General features: G+C 65.0%; 15 protein-coding genes and 1 pseudogene. 8 read left to right on the top strand and 8 right to left on the bottom strand.

What is annotated here, in order from left to right; genetic code table 11:
- The first annotated feature begins 3 nt into the window (after positions 1 to 3).
- Positions 4 to 771, top strand: coding sequence for a tyrosine-protein phosphatase (locus tag ACIQLI_RS11320; protein ID WP_400388239.1), 768 nt, complete (start codon positions 4 to 6; stop codon positions 769 to 771).
- Positions 764 to 1381, top strand: coding sequence for a TetR/AcrR family transcriptional regulator (locus tag ACIQLI_RS11315; RefSeq protein WP_400388236.1), 618 nt, complete (start codon positions 764 to 766; stop codon positions 1379 to 1381). The genes ACIQLI_RS11320 and ACIQLI_RS11315 overlap by 8 nt, the downstream gene beginning before the upstream one ends.
- Positions 1382 to 1385: 4 nt before the next feature.
- Here the strand turns inward: ACIQLI_RS11315 and ACIQLI_RS11310 are convergent, their stop codons facing one another.
- On the bottom strand, positions 1386 to 2123 hold the full coding sequence (locus ACIQLI_RS11310; protein ID WP_400388233.1) for an ANTAR domain-containing protein: 738 nt from the start codon (positions 2121 to 2123) through the stop codon (positions 1386 to 1388).
- A 267-nt stretch (positions 2124 to 2390) separates the two neighbouring features.
- Here ACIQLI_RS11310 and ACIQLI_RS11305 point away from each other — a divergent pair, with 267 nt between their 5' ends.
- Entirely contained in the window at positions 2391 to 2816 is a 426-nt protein-coding gene (locus ACIQLI_RS11305) for a hypothetical protein (RefSeq protein WP_400388230.1), read from the top strand.
- On the opposite strand, the gene ACIQLI_RS11300 is transcribed toward ACIQLI_RS11305, so the two are convergent.
- From ACIQLI_RS11300 to ACIQLI_RS11285, 4 genes are read right to left on the bottom strand one after another with little or no spacing between them, the layout of a single operon-like run.
- Positions 2813 to 3835, bottom strand: coding sequence for a LacI family DNA-binding transcriptional regulator (locus tag ACIQLI_RS11300; RefSeq protein ID WP_354230775.1), 1023 nt, complete (start codon positions 3833 to 3835; stop codon positions 2813 to 2815). The genes ACIQLI_RS11305 and ACIQLI_RS11300 overlap by 4 nt on opposite strands.
- Positions 3836 to 3859: 24 nt before the next feature.
- A complete protein-coding gene (locus ACIQLI_RS11295) occupies positions 3860 to 4621 on the bottom strand; it encodes a cupin domain-containing protein (protein ID WP_400388226.1) in 762 nt (253 codons plus the stop codon).
- Positions 4608 to 5621 (bottom strand): PmoA family protein, encoded by a 1014-nt coding sequence (locus ACIQLI_RS11290; protein ID WP_400388223.1) that lies wholly within the window; start codon positions 5619 to 5621, stop codon positions 4608 to 4610. The genes ACIQLI_RS11295 and ACIQLI_RS11290 overlap by 14 nt, the downstream gene beginning before the upstream one ends.
- A 27-nt stretch (positions 5622 to 5648) precedes the next feature.
- Positions 5649 to 6755 carry a Gfo/Idh/MocA family protein gene (locus ACIQLI_RS11285; protein WP_400388221.1) on the bottom strand — a complete coding sequence of 369 codons (1107 nt, stop codon included), beginning with the start codon at positions 6753 to 6755 and terminating at the stop codon, positions 5649 to 5651.
- A 202-nt stretch (positions 6756 to 6957) separates the two neighbouring features.
- Between ACIQLI_RS11285 and ACIQLI_RS11280 the strand changes: the two genes are divergently transcribed.
- Together ACIQLI_RS11280 and ACIQLI_RS11275 are read left to right on the top strand one after the other, a co-directional pair.
- Positions 6958 to 9318 carry a glycoside hydrolase family 3 N-terminal domain-containing protein gene (locus tag ACIQLI_RS11280; RefSeq protein WP_400388218.1) on the top strand — a complete coding sequence of 787 codons (2361 nt, stop codon included), beginning with the start codon at positions 6958 to 6960 and terminating at the stop codon, positions 9316 to 9318.
- 54 nt (positions 9319 to 9372) lie between these two features.
- Positions 9373 to 9885, top strand: a complete 513-nt coding sequence (locus ACIQLI_RS11275; RefSeq protein WP_400388215.1) for a GNAT family N-acetyltransferase — start codon at positions 9373 to 9375, stop codon at positions 9883 to 9885.
- 148 nt (positions 9886 to 10033) lie between these two features.
- Here ACIQLI_RS11275 and ACIQLI_RS11270 read toward each other — a convergent pair whose 3' ends face one another.
- The 3 genes from ACIQLI_RS11270 to ACIQLI_RS11260 are packed head-to-tail and all read right to left on the bottom strand — an operon-like array spanning position 10034 to position 11835.
- A complete protein-coding gene (locus tag ACIQLI_RS11270; protein WP_400388212.1) occupies positions 10034 to 10723 on the bottom strand; it encodes an SDR family NAD(P)-dependent oxidoreductase in 690 nt (229 codons plus the stop codon).
- The gene (locus ACIQLI_RS11265) at positions 10720 to 11415 is read right to left on the bottom strand and encodes a hypothetical protein (protein WP_089594021.1); all 696 of its coding nucleotides are present in this window, start codon (positions 11413 to 11415) and stop codon (positions 10720 to 10722) included. The genes ACIQLI_RS11270 and ACIQLI_RS11265 overlap by 4 nt, the downstream gene beginning before the upstream one ends.
- Positions 11416 to 11469: 54 nt before the next feature.
- Entirely contained in the window at positions 11470 to 11835 is a 366-nt protein-coding gene (locus ACIQLI_RS11260; protein WP_400388209.1) for a hypothetical protein, read from the bottom strand.
- Between the two features lie 260 nt (positions 11836 to 12095).
- Here ACIQLI_RS11260 and ACIQLI_RS11255 point away from each other — a divergent pair, with 260 nt between their 5' ends.
- From ACIQLI_RS11255 to ACIQLI_RS11245, 3 genes and pseudogenes are all read left to right on the top strand, one after another.
- On the top strand, positions 12096 to 12527 hold the full coding sequence (locus ACIQLI_RS11255; RefSeq protein WP_400388206.1) for a VOC family protein: 432 nt from the start codon (positions 12096 to 12098) through the stop codon (positions 12525 to 12527).
- Positions 12524 to 13018, top strand: a complete 495-nt coding sequence (locus tag ACIQLI_RS11250) for a DinB family protein (protein WP_400388204.1) — start codon at positions 12524 to 12526, stop codon at positions 13016 to 13018. Before ACIQLI_RS11255 ends, ACIQLI_RS11250 begins: the two co-directional genes overlap by 4 nt.
- 43 nt (positions 13019 to 13061) lie before the next feature.
- A pseudogene (locus ACIQLI_RS11245) lies at positions 13062 to 14015 on the top strand (hypothetical protein); the annotation flags it as partial.

Genomic DNA, 14015 nt, shown 5'->3' with positions numbered 1-14015 from the left:
CTTGTGGAAACTTTGGATCTCTCTCCCGTCAACCTGCGCGACCTTGGCGGCCTGCCCGTTTCCGGCGGCACCACCCGTCCCGGCGTGCTGCTGCGCAGCGATGATGTCTCCGTGATGCCGGCGGCTTTCGCCCAGCAAATGATCGACGACGGCGTCACGTCGGTGATCGATCTTCGCTCACCGGAGGAGGCACTCTTTACCGGCCGGGGCCCGTTGACGGTACCGGGTGTGAGCTACCACCACCTCGCCTTGACGGCGTCGGTTTCATCGCCGGAGGACATCAGCCACGAGATGATGACCGCTGCCACAACTCCTGCACATGTTGGCGCCTGGTACGCCAACCTGCTCGAGACCCAGGCCCGGCAGCTCGCCCTCGGCGTGACGCTGGTAGCCATGGCCGACGGCGCGACCGTCTTCCACTGCGCGGCCGGCAAGGATCGTACGGGAGTGTTCGCCGCCGTCGTGCTGTCAGCCTTGGGCGCTACTCCGGAAACCATCTCCGCCGACTACGCCGTGACGGCCACCCGCCTGCCGCAGCTGTTCCCCCGGCTGCGGGCGATCATGGGTGGTCTCATGCCTGACCGGGTTCTTGACGAGGAAGCCATCAAGGGCATGGGAGCCATGATGGGCGCCCATGTGGAGTCCATGGAGGCGATGCAGTCGCTGCTGACCGAGCGGCACGGAAGTGTGCTGGAGCCTGTGCAGCGTGCTGGGTTGTCGGACGCCACCATTGCGCAGCTGCGGGAACGTTTGGTGATTGCCGATGCCTGACACCGTTGCCGTCGCGGATCGCCGGCCGGGCAGGCCGCGCGACACCGCCCTGGAGTCCACTGTCCTGTCCTCCACAGTGGAGCTGCTGCTCGAACGGGACACCCGGGAAGTGACCATCTCGGCCATCACGGAGCGTTCAGGCGTGAGCCGGGCCGCCCTGTACCGGCGATGGAGCAGCCGCGAAGAACTGATCGCTGCGGCCTTGGACAGCGTCCGGTCCAGCATCGGCTTCCGTCGAAAGGACACCACGTTGGAGACGATCCTCGCCTCGTATGAAGAAGCAGCGATCGACGTCGACGGGCGCGTGGGCGCGCTGGTGAAGAAGCGGGTGGCCATGGGCTTGGAAAACGATGAACTCCGGGCGCTGTCCTGGAACCGGCATGTGTCGCGCCGGCGTGAACCCATCGCTGCGGAGATCCGCCACGGCATCACGTCCGGCGAGCTCTCGCCGGACGTGGATGTGGAGGCGATGATCGATCTCATCAACGGGCTGTACTACTACCAGTTCGTGGTGCGGCCCGCGGGTTCCGACGCCGCCTCCACCGCCGAAACCCGGGAGCGCGTGCGCAACGCCGTGAAGCTGGTGTGGGACGGGGCGTTGCGGCGGTAGAGCCCTACTCCTCGAAGTGCGTGGTGATCTTCCCTGACGAGACGGCCGCGATGATCGACTTCGCCAGGTGCCGCAGCTTGATGTTGCGGTTGCTGGAGGCGGTACGAAGGATGGTGAAGGCCTCGTCCTGGCTGCAGTGGTTTTGCGCCATGATCGCCCCAACGGCGAGGTCGATTACGGTCCGGGACTCCATGGCCGCTGCGAGGTCATTCCGGGCATCGCTCAGCTGGGCAATCTTCAACGCGAGTCGCAGCGACTTGGAAGCGTGCTGGGCGAACACTTCGGCACGTTCCAGGTCCGACTCGCTGAACGCGTTGCTGTGTTCCGAGTAGAGATTCAGGGCCGCCCGCGTATCGCCCTCCACCAGGAGGGGGACGCTGAGGATGGAGCGCAGTCCTTGGTGTGATGCAGCTTCGACATATTCCGGCCAGCGGTGTTCACGCAGCAGGTCCGGCACCAGGACAGCGGTCAGCTTATCCATGGCCGTAAGGCAGGGGCCCTCGAAGTCGTTTTGGAGTTGGTCCATCACGAGGGCGCGGTCGTCACTGCTGGCCGCGGTGGCCGACTTCTTACGGCGTAAAACGGTGATCCCGCAGAAGACGGTGGAGCCAGGGTGCGAGAGACTCTGGGCCGAGAAAGCCGCAAGATCGGCGAGAAAAGCTTCGACATCTTCGCTGCCCAGGACTAGATCCAAAAAGTATCCATTCTGGAGAGCTTCCTGCTCAGGGCGGGGGTTGACCATGCACGTTCCTACTGACTGAAATGCGTCCCCAGCAGACAGCAAAGGAGCGAAAAGGGCCGCCCTCTGCAAAACGGTCTGGCAATACCTTATCGTCCAACGATCAACGGTACAAAGTGCGGCTCGAAAGGTCTTGACCTGCGGTTACGCAACCCGGGAGTAGCTCTTTTGTCAACCCCGGCAAGGCTTTCGGATCACCAAAGAAGTAAGTAGGCTTACTATGCAAACCCGGCCTGGCAACCAAGGCCTTTCATGCAAAGGAGTCAACTGATGGGCGTAGAAGACAGCATCCGCAAGACCGCCGAGAACGCCATGGAAGATCTGGCCGGCACCTCCGATCCCGTAGCCAACGGCCGCGTCCCCGAGCCCGGCGACAAGGACGACGACATCCAGGTCCACTCGTCCATCAGCGAAGGATCCAACGCCATGGACTCGGACGTGCCGGGCGAGAACGCCGGAGCCGGTCGCCATCGCGCGGACGGAGCGCCCGACGGCGGACGGGACTTCGGGGATCAGCGGGACGACGCCGGGGCTCGGCGGGAGGACGGAAACGCTCGGCGGGAGGACGGAGACATCCCGAAAGCCGAGGGCGACGTCTCCGGCCCGGCAGGACTGCCGGAAAATGATCCCGACGACCTCCGCGCGGATCCCTCCGAAGGCGGCGCGGATCCGTCGACGAGCATGGGCCGGAGCTAAGCAGCCGGCGCCGCCGTCGAGCCCCTCACCACCAGTTCCGTTCCCAACTCGATCCGCTGCGGCAACTCCTCGTCACCTTCAAGGTGGCGAAGCAGCGCACGCATGGCGGTTTCAGCCATCTGGACCACAGGCTGGCGGATGGTGGTGAGGCCGGGCTCGATCCATTCCGCGGCGGGGATGTCGTCGAAACCGATAATGGAGAGGTCCTCTGGAATCCGGAGGCCGGCCGATCGCGCGGCACGGTAGGCGCCGAGAGCCTGGGCGTCGTTGCCGGTGAAAATCGCGGTGGGCTTCTCTGCCAGGGAAAGCAACGCTTCGGTCCCCCGGGCGCCGGATTCGGTGGAGAAGTCGCCGGGAACCATCAAGGACGGATCAACGTCCACGCCGCCCCGACGCAGCGCCGCCAGGTACCCGTCTTCGCGGGCGCTGCTGCACTGCAGATCCTCACGTCCGCCGATCATGCCGATCCTCGTGTGGCCAAGCTTCAGCAAGTGTTCGGTGGCCGAGAAAGCTCCGTCCCAGTTGGCCGCACCCACGGTCATGAGATCCGGTCCCGGCTGCCCCACGGGATCGATCAGGATCACTGGAATGCCGAGCGACTTGATGCGCTGGATCTGCTTCGAGTCCAGTTCGTACACGGCGAGCAGTACGCCGTCGGACTTTCGCTCCGCAAGGTTTGCCAGCCACGGGCGGATCCTGGACCCGTCCAGCGACAGGCTGCTGACTACGGTTCCGTACCCGGCTTCCTGGGCCACGCGCTCCACGCCTTCGATGATCTCGCACGCCCATTCGGAGCCCATGCCCGGGAACACGAGGTCGATGAGTCCGGCCTTCTTGCTGCGCTTGGCGGGGCGCCGGGCGTAGTCGCGTTTGGCGATGATTTCTTCAACCCTTGCGCGGGTGGCTGCCGCGACGTGGGCATGGCCGTTGAGGACCTTGGAAACCGTGGGCACGGACACGCCGGCCTCCCGGGCGATCTCGCTGATCGTCGCCCGTCCCGAGTCCTGCTTGGTTACCATGGTCCCCACCTTCCCGGCCGGGAATCACGCCCCGGCGATGACAGTTTCGGAAAGTTCCCACGCTTGGATCCGGCCGCACATGCCATAGATCCTGCGGGTTTTCCGTTCGCCCATCGTAGTCCTCGCATCCTGCATGTAGAAACTTTCCATGGACTCGAGAGACAGTAATTGCTGCCCGGTCAGGCTGGCCTGCCGCTCTGCGCCGTCGGTGAGGTACCCACGCCACGTCTCCGTTTTCCCGTTGACCAATCGCGCGGCGGCAGCGTGAAAGTCGGCGAGCGCGGAGGGCCCGGATTTTTGGACATCCGCTTTCAGCTCCAGATAGCCCTCCAAAGCCAGGTCACGACGACGGCGCGCGGCCGCTTCCGCAGCCGGGTCACCGCCGTCGGCGTTCTTTGACGGCAGGGCGGCGGCGCGTGCGTAAGTACCGTGGTCCACCAGATGCTCGGGCGGGAAGGTCATCACGGCGTCGCCATTCTCGGGCAGCCCGGCGTTCTGCATCACCACCAGCACCCTGAGGTCGCCGGAGTCGTTGATGGCGCGATGCACCGTGCCCGGCGTAAACCAGACCACTGTCCCAGGCGTCAGTTCAGTAGAGGTGAAGCCTCGGGAATCCAGCGTCTCCAGCCGCCCGACGCCTTGCTGCACCACGTACGCCTCAGTAGACGCAGTGTGCAGATGCGGCGATCCCCCAGCCGCGCCATCCAGTCCGGGCCAATCGTAAATACTGACCTCGGAAACCGCAGTGGCCCCCGGGAACGATGTGCACATCTCAGGCCCAGGCATCCAGTGCACCTTTGGCAGCGTCGGCGAGCGCAGCGGCCTTTTGCTCTTCCAGCGCACCGTCAGCAATCACGACGGCGTAGCGGTACGTCAGCGGCTGGCCCTCCTTGAGCGGGACTACTTCGCTGAAGAACGGTGCCGAGCCGAGGCAGGCAAACATGGACGAGCGGGCGAACCACTGGTTGGACGCGCCAGGGTTGGCCTGGTCCTCGACGAACAGGATGCTGGACTTCCGGCAGGTGACATCGTGCTGGCCGGTAAAAGCGATCCACGGTGAGCGGGTGCCCATGAATTCGTCGGCACCGGTCCCCTTGTCGGATCGGAACTGGCCGCCGGTGAAGGACCTGGGTCCGCGCCAGAACAAGCCACCATACCCTGCGTTGTCGCGGCCCTCGGTGGTGGGGCTGCCGATGCCGATCTCCGCGCCGGAGACATTGTCCATGGTGGTTTCGAAGAGGAGGGCCCAGGCGTTTCCGGTGGGGAGCAGTTGGATGGCGAAACGGCGTTGTTCTCTGATGAGGGGTGCGCCGGCTTGCCCCTGTTGGGACGGCTGGGATTCAGCTGGCTGGGCAGTCCAGAGGAGCGTTTCGGTTGCGGTGATCCCCGCGCCGGCGCCCTCAATGCCGACGACTTCAATGCTGGTGAAGGCCTCGTGGTTCATGGCTCCGTTGTTGTCCAGGTTCGAATAGCCGGTCTCGCGGGTGTAGGTGGCACCGCCCCAGAAATTGTGCTCGCCGACATTCGGCAGCGCCCACGACAGACCCTTGTGCCACACGTGATCCCATGGCCTGGCAATGGTGACGTCATCCCCCTCCAACGTGGTGAGGGGGTGGAAGAAGGGGCGGGGGCTTTCGTACTGGTCATCCGTGGGGCGGTAGGTGTAAGTGGCGATGTCCTGGTCACCGACCGTGAAAGTCAGGGAACTGCCGTCGTCTGTGTAGCTGACGGTGTCGGTCTGGGCTGGAGTGGTCTGGGCTGTGGTGGTCTGTGCTGTGGTGGTCATGAGGGATCTCCGGTTCGGGTGTGGGTTTCAGGCGCGGGCTGTGGAGGCGAGGACGCGGGTGCCGCGGCCTTCACCGTCCATGCCCTCGTAGAAGGCGTGGCCGGGAACGATTTCGCCACGTCGCACGGGTTGGCCGGTGAAGGCCGAGGCGTAAACAGCGGCAGCGAACTCCAGGGTTTGCCGCGCAGAGTCCGCGTCGGCTGGGAGCGGCAAACCGGCGTCGAGCGCGTCATACATCGCGAGGAACTGGGCGGAGTGTCCGCTGCCCCGCTCCAACGGCTTTGCGCTCCATGCAGCGGAAACGGCATCTTCGTGTCCGGGCGCCGCGGTGATGGTCCAGTCCTTGGTGCCGTAGCCGTAGAGGTGGCTGAGTTCGATGGTGGCGAATTCGCAGTCGACGCGGATGTCCGAGGTTTCCCGCGGCGAGAGCAGCGAGTTGATGACGGTGGCGGCGGCGCCGTTCTCGAAGCGGACCAAGGCAGCGGAGAAGTCTTCGGTAGACGTGGCGCGGGCTTGCCGTGATGCGATGGCGGTGACCTCTTCCCACGGGCCCAGCAGGTGGAGGAGAAGATCGAACTGGTGGATGCCGTGGCCCATGGTGGGTCCGCCGCCCTCGGCCTTCCAGGTGCCGCGCCACGGCAGGTCGAAGTACTCGTCGGGCCGGTACCAGAGGGTGTCGCAGCGGGCTACGAGCGGACGGCCAAAGTCGCTGCCGCCGATCAGCGCGCGGGCCGCGGCCGAGGCATCACCGAAGCGGTGTTGGAAGACGCAGGAGAATTGGGCCCCGCCCTTTGCTTGTGCGTCGTTGAGACGATCGAAGTCGGCAAGGCTGAGTGCCGGCGGCTTCTCGGAGAGGACATGGACGCCGGCTTCGAGGCACTCAATAGCTTGGTCGATGTGCATCATGGGCGGCGTGCAGAGGTGCACGATGTCCGGTTTCGACTCTGCCAGGAGCTCGGTGAGGTTCTGGTATCGGCCCGCGATGCCGTGTTCATCAGCGAAAGCCTGCAGGCGGGCCTCGTCCACATCGCACGCTGCCACCAGCTCCGCCCGCTTGTCGGTGCGGGCCAGGTTGGATGCGTGGACTGCCGCGATGCCGCCGGTGCCGACAAGGGCCACTCTGTACGTCTGCATGTGAGTCACTCCGTTGGGATTCATTTCCGAAAGTTTCTTATTAGCTTGCGGGGTGAGTGTCGCCTTTGTTCCCACTCATCCCGCATCAGTGCTCAACGCTATGAAGCCTTCACACATCAAGTCAAGGGTTTTGGACTATGGAAACTAAATACATATTTCTGATAGTTTCTAAAAATCATCGGAAGAATCCAAGGAGAAGCCTGTGAGCACCGGCGCCGCCGATCAGCAATCACTTGCCCGCGTTCCGGCGTCGGACGTCGTAGAGCACCTCATCCGCGACATGACCCTGGAGGAGAAGCTCGCGCAGTTGGTGGGAGTGTGGGTCAACGCCTCCACCGACGGCGATTCCGTGGCTCCGCTGCAAAACCAGATGGCGGGAGACGCTCGTCCCTGGGATCAGATCATCGCCGACGGGCTGGGTCAGATCACGCGCATGTACGGCACCGTTCCCGTTGAACCGGCCGACGGCGCGCGCCGCCTCGCTGCCGCGCAGGAGCAGATCATGGCCGCCTCCCGCTTCGGCATCCCCGCGCAGGTTCATGAAGAATGCTTGGCCGGCCTGGCCGCGTGGAAGGCCACGGCCTTTCCCGTTCCGCTGGCCTGGGGCGCCACGTTCAACCCGTCCCTGGTGCAGGAAATGGCAGTCCGGATCGGCGCGAGCATGCGCTCTCTGGGCGTCCACCAGGGCCTGGCTCCCGTGTTGGACGTGGTGCGGGACCTGCGTTGGGGCCGCGTGGAAGAGACCATCGGCGAAGACCCGTATTTGGTGGGCACGGTAGCAACCGCCTACGTCCAAGGCCTGGAATCCGCCGGCATCGTCGCCACCCTCAAACACTTCGTGGGCTACTCAGCCTCCCAAGCCGGCCGCAACCACGCGCCCGTCTCCATGGGCCCCCGAGAACTCGCCGACGTCATGCTGCCGCCGTTTGAAATGGCGATCCGCCACGGCGGCCCCCGTTCGGTGATGCACGCCTATACCGACGTCGACGGCGTACCGGCCGCCGCGAACCGCGCCCTTCTGACCGGGCTGCTTCGTGAGGAATGGGGTTTCACAGGGACCGTGGTGGCTGACTACTTCGGCGTCGCGTTCCTGGACGTCACGCATGGCGTGGCCGCAGATTCCGGTGACGCCGCCGTGCTGGCCCTGAGTGCCGGCGTCGACGTTGAACTGCCTACCGTGAACTGCTTCGGCGAGCCGCTGCTGCGTCGCATCCGCGAGGGCGCGTTGGACGAATCCGTGGTGGACGACGCCCTGCGCCGCGTCCTGACGCAGAAGGCGGAGGTTGGCTTGTTGTCGCCGGACTTCTCCCCTGTCCCGGCTGCGTTGTCTGATCCTGCGGGACCGGGCGTGATCGACCTCGATCCCGCTCCGAACCGTTCGCTGGCGCGGCAGCTGGCCGCTCAATCCCTGGTGCTGCTGAGCAACCGGGAGTTCGACCGCGCTCCGGCGCTCCCGCTCGGTCACGTCGGTTCGCTGGGTGTGGTGGGCCCCTTGGCCGATGACCCCTTCGCGATGCTGGGCTGCTACTCCTTTGACGCACATGTTGGAGCCTCACACCCGGACGTGCCGATGGGCATTTCGGTTCCCTCCGTTGCCGGCGTTGCTTCTGGACGCTTCGGCTCTGTGGCCACGTCGATTACCGGGAACTGCGAGGCCGCCACCGAGGAGCAGATCGCCGCAGCCTGCCAGGCGGCATCCTCCGTGGACACGTGCGTGGTGGTGGTGGGCGACAACGCCGGATTGTTCGGCCGGGGCACTTCGGGCGAAGGAAACGACGCCGCGGACCTCCGCCTTCCTGGCGACCAGCACCTCATGCTGGACCGCATTCTTACCGAGTGCGCTGCTTTCGGGACTCGTTCCGTGGTGGTTGTGTTGAGCGGCCGCCCGTACGCCTTGGGCGATTTTGCTGGCCGTGCCGACGCGATCGTCCAAGGATTCTTCCCGGGCGAAGAAGGAGCCGAGGCGCTCTGGGACGTGCTCACCGGCATCGTCAATCCGTCCGGAAAGCTGCCCGTCTCAGTGCCACGTTTCCCCGGTGGCCAGCCCGGCACCTACCTGCATTCCAAGCTCGCCGGCCCCAGCGGAGTCAGCGCACTGGACCCCTCGCCGCTGTTCGGTTTCGGGCATGGCCTGTCCTACACAACGTTCGAGTTGTCTGGGCACCGATGCAGCGCGCCCACCATGTCGACGTCGGATTCGGTCACCGTCTGCTGCACCGTCACGAACACTGGTTCCCGTGGCGGCGCCGAAGTTGTTCAGTTGTACCTGGAGGATCCGGTGGGCGAAGTGGTACGTCCCGTGCGCGAGCTGATCGGCTACGCCCGCGTCGAGCTGGAAGCCGGCGCGTCCGCCGTCGTGGATTTTGTGGTTCACGCCGACCGGACCTCGTTCACCGGGCTGGACCTTCAGCGCGTGGTGACGCCGGGTTTGGTGAAGCTGCACGTCTCGACGTCCAGTACCGCTGATGCCCACACGCATGAGGTGATCCTGCACGGGCCGCGCCGCGTGGTGGGGTTTGAGCGGGAGATGCTGACGCCGGTGGAGGTGCGTCCTTCGGCGTGACGGGGGACGTTGGTGTTCCGAAAGGCGCAACCCCACGACGGGTAGGATTCTGGGATGCTCCCCCACCCCACGCCACGGCTGCGCTTCCGCGAGATGACATTCGCTGATCTGGACGTGATGAGCTCGATGCTCGGTGACCCTGTGGTGATGACCTATTACCCCGCTCCCAAAACCCGCGACGAAGCGGCTGCCTGGATCGAGTGGAACCAGGCGAACTACGCCCGCCACGGGTACGGGTTGTGGATCGTGGAAACAAACGCCGGTGACTTCGTGGGCGACTGCGGGCTGACCTGGCAACAGGTCAACGGGCGGTCCGAACTTGAGGTCGGCTACCACGTTCGCCGTGAGCTTCAGGGACGCGGGTATGCCACCGAAGCGGCGTCGGCGTGCCTGAATTTCGCCCGGGACGTGGTGGGTGTCGGTCTACTCGTGGCCATCATCCACCCGGACAATGCGGCTTCACGCCGGGTTGCTGAGCGGCTGGGGATGCGGCACCTTGAAGATGATGGGGGCGGATCCGGCGGCGAACACATGGTGCGGACCGTGATCGGCGTGGAGCTGGGCTAGGTGAGTGCCATCCGGCGTACCGTCACCACCCACATTGGATTCCGAAAGGCCGCAATGCACCCAATTTCGGTTGTACTACGCCCTATCCGGGTTCAAAGAAGGTCAGGAAGCCACGGCTCCACTTCAGGGAAGTACAGGACTTTGGCCACTACCAGGCGAGGTCGGCGGCGCCGAGCGAGACGAACCGTGGCGACGTCCGGTCGCCCGAATCAACCAGTTCCCTCAGCTCACGGGCCGCGACCTGTGGATCCTTGAAGGCGTCGGCCCGCCCCATCTCCGTGGCCAGCTTGCCCGGGTGAACTGCCCAGCACCGCACCGTGCCGGCGAGGTCTTGAGCGAGGGAAATGGTCAGCATGTTCTGCGCAGCCTTGGAGATTTTATAGGCGTAGCTCGTGGAGAGTTCCGAGTAGTCACCCCGCGCCTGCGCCGACAACGAGCCCAGCCGGGACGTGATGTTGATGATCACGGGATCGGACGCAGTCAACAGATGGGGCAAAACAGCCTGCACCAGGCGCAGGGGTCCAGCGACATTAACGTCGACGGCGTTGAGCACGCCTTCCGCCGCTATGTCGCCGAGTTTGGCGTGCTGAGCCCCCTGTGCAGCATTATTGATGAGGACGTCAACGGATCTTCCCCCAATGGCTGAGAGCAGCTCCTCGGATGGCTCGTGCCGGACATCGTGGGTGACTGGGGTGACCTGCTGCCGGTCGGCCCACGTGGTGGGTGCCCGGGTGGCCGCGACCACCGCCCAACCGGCGTCGGAGAATTCCTCCACCAACGACTTCCCCAGACCGCGGCTGGCACCTGTAATGACGGCGAGCCTTCTGCGTGGCGTCAAGCGAACCGCACGTCCGTGTCCGGGTCCGGGTCCTTGCGGGAATCCAACATGCTGATGATCTTGCTCTCGAGCGCGGCAACCGTCGCCTCCGGCAGGACGATCAGTCCGTCAAGTTCCTTGCGGGCACGCTTGTACGCGGTTTGGCGTTCGGCGGGGGTGGCTGCAGTGTCTTCCGCGATGCGCAGCAGCTTTCTTGCGGTCGCAAGTCGTTGGCGTTCGGGGCCACTGAAGTTGCCGTCCTTGATGCGCCGGGCCTCCCGCTCGGCGACATCGAAAGCGAGTTCGTAGCTGTGGACAGCTGCACGGTACTCAGCCAGCCGGGCCGGCGTCGAAATCTCCTCAGGAGTGGCGGGCCGTAAGCCGTCGGCCTCTTTCTTGGCGCGAAGGAACGCGACGGTGAGCGGCTCGCGCACGTCAGTCATGAGGGGGAAATCAATGAGGTTGCCGACGTCGAGCTCGTAGTCGAGCCATCGGTGATTCACCGAATCATGTGCGTCAATCAGCGAGACTACCTCGGCCTGGTTGGCTTCCTCGTGCACCGCCAACTGGTTCTTCAACTTCAGCAATTCCACCTTGCGGCGGTGCCGTTCCTCGCTGGCTTTCGACCACGACCTTGCCCAGCCACCAGCCATGCCGCCGATAGGGAAAATGAGCCACCAGTAACTGCCAAGGAAGTCGAAGAGGGGTTCCACTGCTCCATCCTCCCACCGGCTCGGACCGCGGCTCAACAGGACTGGCCAAGTTGGCTACTTTGTGATGGTCAGTGGCTTCGACGGCTCCGCGCAGGAGGCCCTCGAAAGCTCGACCTCACCCTGGTTCGCCCGGTTGTTCGTGCCCGTGTCATCGCACCAGTCGACGCCAAAGGGCTCGGCCTTCACAGCCATGAGACCCGGAGACGACCTCAATGGGACATCAACCATGACCGTGAACCCGCCTGCATCAGACATGGGAGCGGTGGTGTTGAGGACGTCTTCTCCGGAAGCGTCCGTCAAGACGACACGAACCTGCGCGTTGGCTCCATAGCGGGGATTGCATGTCGCCTCCGGCGCCGAAACCGTGACCACGTCACCCGGCCCGGCCGACGAAGGGGTCACTTGATAATCGGGAGGCATGCACGGCAGTGAACCCAAGGAAGGGCTACACCCGGCAGCCCCCATCGTGAGGAAAAGCGCCGACGCCAGAATCCATGACTCTGTGCTGCGGGACCTGGGCTGCGCTGGTTTGGCCATGCCTTCATTGTTGACGCTTCCGGCGATCAACGGACATGGTCGGCATCGAATGGCACCCGAATCGTTGCAGGGCTCCGCCAACGTTAGTGCACCAACCGCCCCAGGCGCGTGCCGTCGTCGTACCCTCCCGCTAGGCTTCCCCTATGGACCAGCGACTGCACTTCCTCACCTTCGCCACCAAGGATCTCGACGCCGCGCGCGCCTTCTATAAGGACGGGCTCGGCTGGGATCCGGCCATGGACGTTCCCGACGAGATCCTGTTCTTCCAGATCGCGCCAGGGCTGATGCTCGGCCTGTTCGACGCCGAGAAGTTCGACCAGGACCTCGGCGCCACGGCTCCGACGGCGGGAGTCAGCGGCGTGACACTCTCACACAACGTCGGCAGTCCCGAGGAAGTCACCAGCACCATCGATGCCTTGGCGGCGGCTGGCGCCACGGTTTTGAAGCCGGCGCAGGCAGGCGCGTTCGGCGGCATCTTCCACGGCCATGTCAAGGACCCGAACGGCATCGTCTGGGAGATCGCCCATAACCCCGGCTGGGGAATTAACGACGACGGCACGGTGGTTTTCGGATGAGCGCCCTCCCGCACACCTTCGCGGAGGACGTCATCAACCAGGACGCCCGGATCCAGTTCGATACGTTCCTGGACGAGCACCGCAAGGCCCTCAACGAATGCCTCGATGGACTCACTGAAGAACAAGCACGACGGCGGCTGGTCGCCTCGCGCACCACGCTCCTGGGCCTGGTGAAACACGCCGCCTTCGTCGAAAAGGTGTGGTTCGACGAAGCGATCTCGCGCAGGACCCGGGCCGAGATCGGCATCCCCGCCACCCCGGACGAGTCGTTCATCCTGGACGATGACGACACCGTTGCCAGCATCCAAGCCGCTCACCGGGAGGCATGCGAGGCATCCAGGCAGGCAGCCGCCCACTTGGGCCTCGACGACCTCGTACTCGGGAACCGCCGCGGCCCACTCCCCCTCCGCTGGGTGTACCTGCACATGCTCCGCGAACTCGCCCAGCACTGCGGGCACGCGGATATCTTGCGGGAGCAGATCACCCGATAGCCGGTCGCCCTAAAATGTCAGACCCCGCTGACATGATGTTTTTATGGAAGAAACAGGGCAGTGGACAGCACGCGGGGCGGAATCGTCCCCTGCTGTTGCTGCCCTGACCGCTTTCCGGTCACGGCGTTTCTTGAGCATGCCGGACTTGCTCAGGGCCGGGTTCAAGGACTCTACGACGCCCATCACCTGGACCGGCCACTTCCACGGCGCCGGGCTGCTCAACGGTAAGGTCAAGTCCGCCCGGGCTTCATCGCTCACGGGCCCCGCCCCGGCCTTGGCGGACATTCCGGCCCAAGGTACAGGACCAGCCTCTGAACCACAGCGGAAACCCCAGACCGGCCGCGGCCCCAAGTCTGCTCAGCCAGTCCAACGCCTCGACACTCAGCGCCCTGATCCCAAGGCAGCGCCCGAGCCGGACCTGACAGCTGGCGGGCCGGACCTGACAGCTGCCCGGCGGGACTTGGCGGCACTTCTTGACGACAGCGCGGCACTTCTGGACACTGCCCGCCTGTCCGCTGCCAACAAGACTTCTCTGCTGGGGTTTTATGAGGCTGCGGATTTTGCCGGCAAGGTCGAGGAGATCGCCCGGTCGGTGGAGTACCTGCAGGTTGTCGCGGCGCAGGCTGTGGAGCGGACCCAGACGGAAGCACTTCAGGCCGGGCCGGGGTCCTCGGCAGCAGCACCGGAATGGCGGACCGGCTGGACAGACCCCGTGCCGGAGCCAGGAAGCGACACCGCAACAACTTCCCAGAGTGCAGCATCCCTGAGCAGGACAGGAACCGCCACGCCAGTTCCGGGTACCGATGGTGAAGCAGGATCAGCACGTTGGGCTTCGGCCGCCAAGGCCAGCGTTCTGGATGACGGGTACCGGAACGCGGCGGAGTTCTTGCGGGCACGGTTGCGGATCGGCATCGGCGAAGCCAAACGCAGGCTCGCCCTCGCCCCCGACGTGCTCCCCCGGACAGGAATGGCCGGGCAGGAGATCCCGGCCCGCCGC

It is taken from the genome of Paenarthrobacter sp. NPDC091669 (genome assembly GCF_044756725.1).
Lineage (GTDB): Bacteria > Actinomycetota > Actinomycetes > Actinomycetales > Micrococcaceae > Arthrobacter > Arthrobacter bambusae_C.
Note: the sequence above shows the minus strand (reverse complement) of the source record. Positions and strands in the feature narration are given on the sequence as shown.

What these genes read in the sequence shown, in the direction of transcription:
- ACIQLI_RS11315 (WP_400388236.1), top strand. Translation starts at nt 764, where the DNA reads ATGCCTGACACCGTTGCCGTCGCGGATCGCCGGCCGGGCAGGCCGCGC.
- ACIQLI_RS11310 (WP_400388233.1), bottom strand. Translation starts at nt 2,123, where the DNA reads ATGGTCAACCCCCGCCCTGAGCAGGAAGCTCTCCAGAATGGATACTTT.
- ACIQLI_RS11305 (WP_400388230.1), top strand. Translation starts at nt 2,391, where the DNA reads ATGGGCGTAGAAGACAGCATCCGCAAGACCGCCGAGAACGCCATGGAA.
- ACIQLI_RS11300 (WP_354230775.1), bottom strand. Translation starts at nt 3,835, where the DNA reads ATGGTAACCAAGCAGGACTCGGGACGGGCGACGATCAGCGAGATCGCC.
- ACIQLI_RS11295 (WP_400388226.1), bottom strand. Translation starts at nt 4,621, where the DNA reads ATGCCTGGGCCTGAGATGTGCACATCGTTCCCGGGGGCCACTGCGGTT.
- ACIQLI_RS11290 (WP_400388223.1), bottom strand. Translation starts at nt 5,621, where the DNA reads ATGACCACCACAGCACAGACCACCACAGCCCAGACCACTCCAGCCCAG.
- ACIQLI_RS11285 (WP_400388221.1), bottom strand. Translation starts at nt 6,755, where the DNA reads ATGCAGACGTACAGAGTGGCCCTTGTCGGCACCGGCGGCATCGCGGCA.
- ACIQLI_RS11275 (WP_400388215.1), top strand. Translation starts at nt 9,373, where the DNA reads ATGCTCCCCCACCCCACGCCACGGCTGCGCTTCCGCGAGATGACATTC.
- ACIQLI_RS11260 (WP_400388209.1), bottom strand. Translation starts at nt 11,835, where the DNA reads ATGCCTCCCGATTATCAAGTGACCCCTTCGTCGGCCGGGCCGGGTGAC.
- ACIQLI_RS11255 (WP_400388206.1), top strand. Translation starts at nt 12,096, where the DNA reads ATGGACCAGCGACTGCACTTCCTCACCTTCGCCACCAAGGATCTCGAC.
- ACIQLI_RS11250 (WP_400388204.1), top strand. Translation starts at nt 12,524, where the DNA reads ATGAGCGCCCTCCCGCACACCTTCGCGGAGGACGTCATCAACCAGGAC.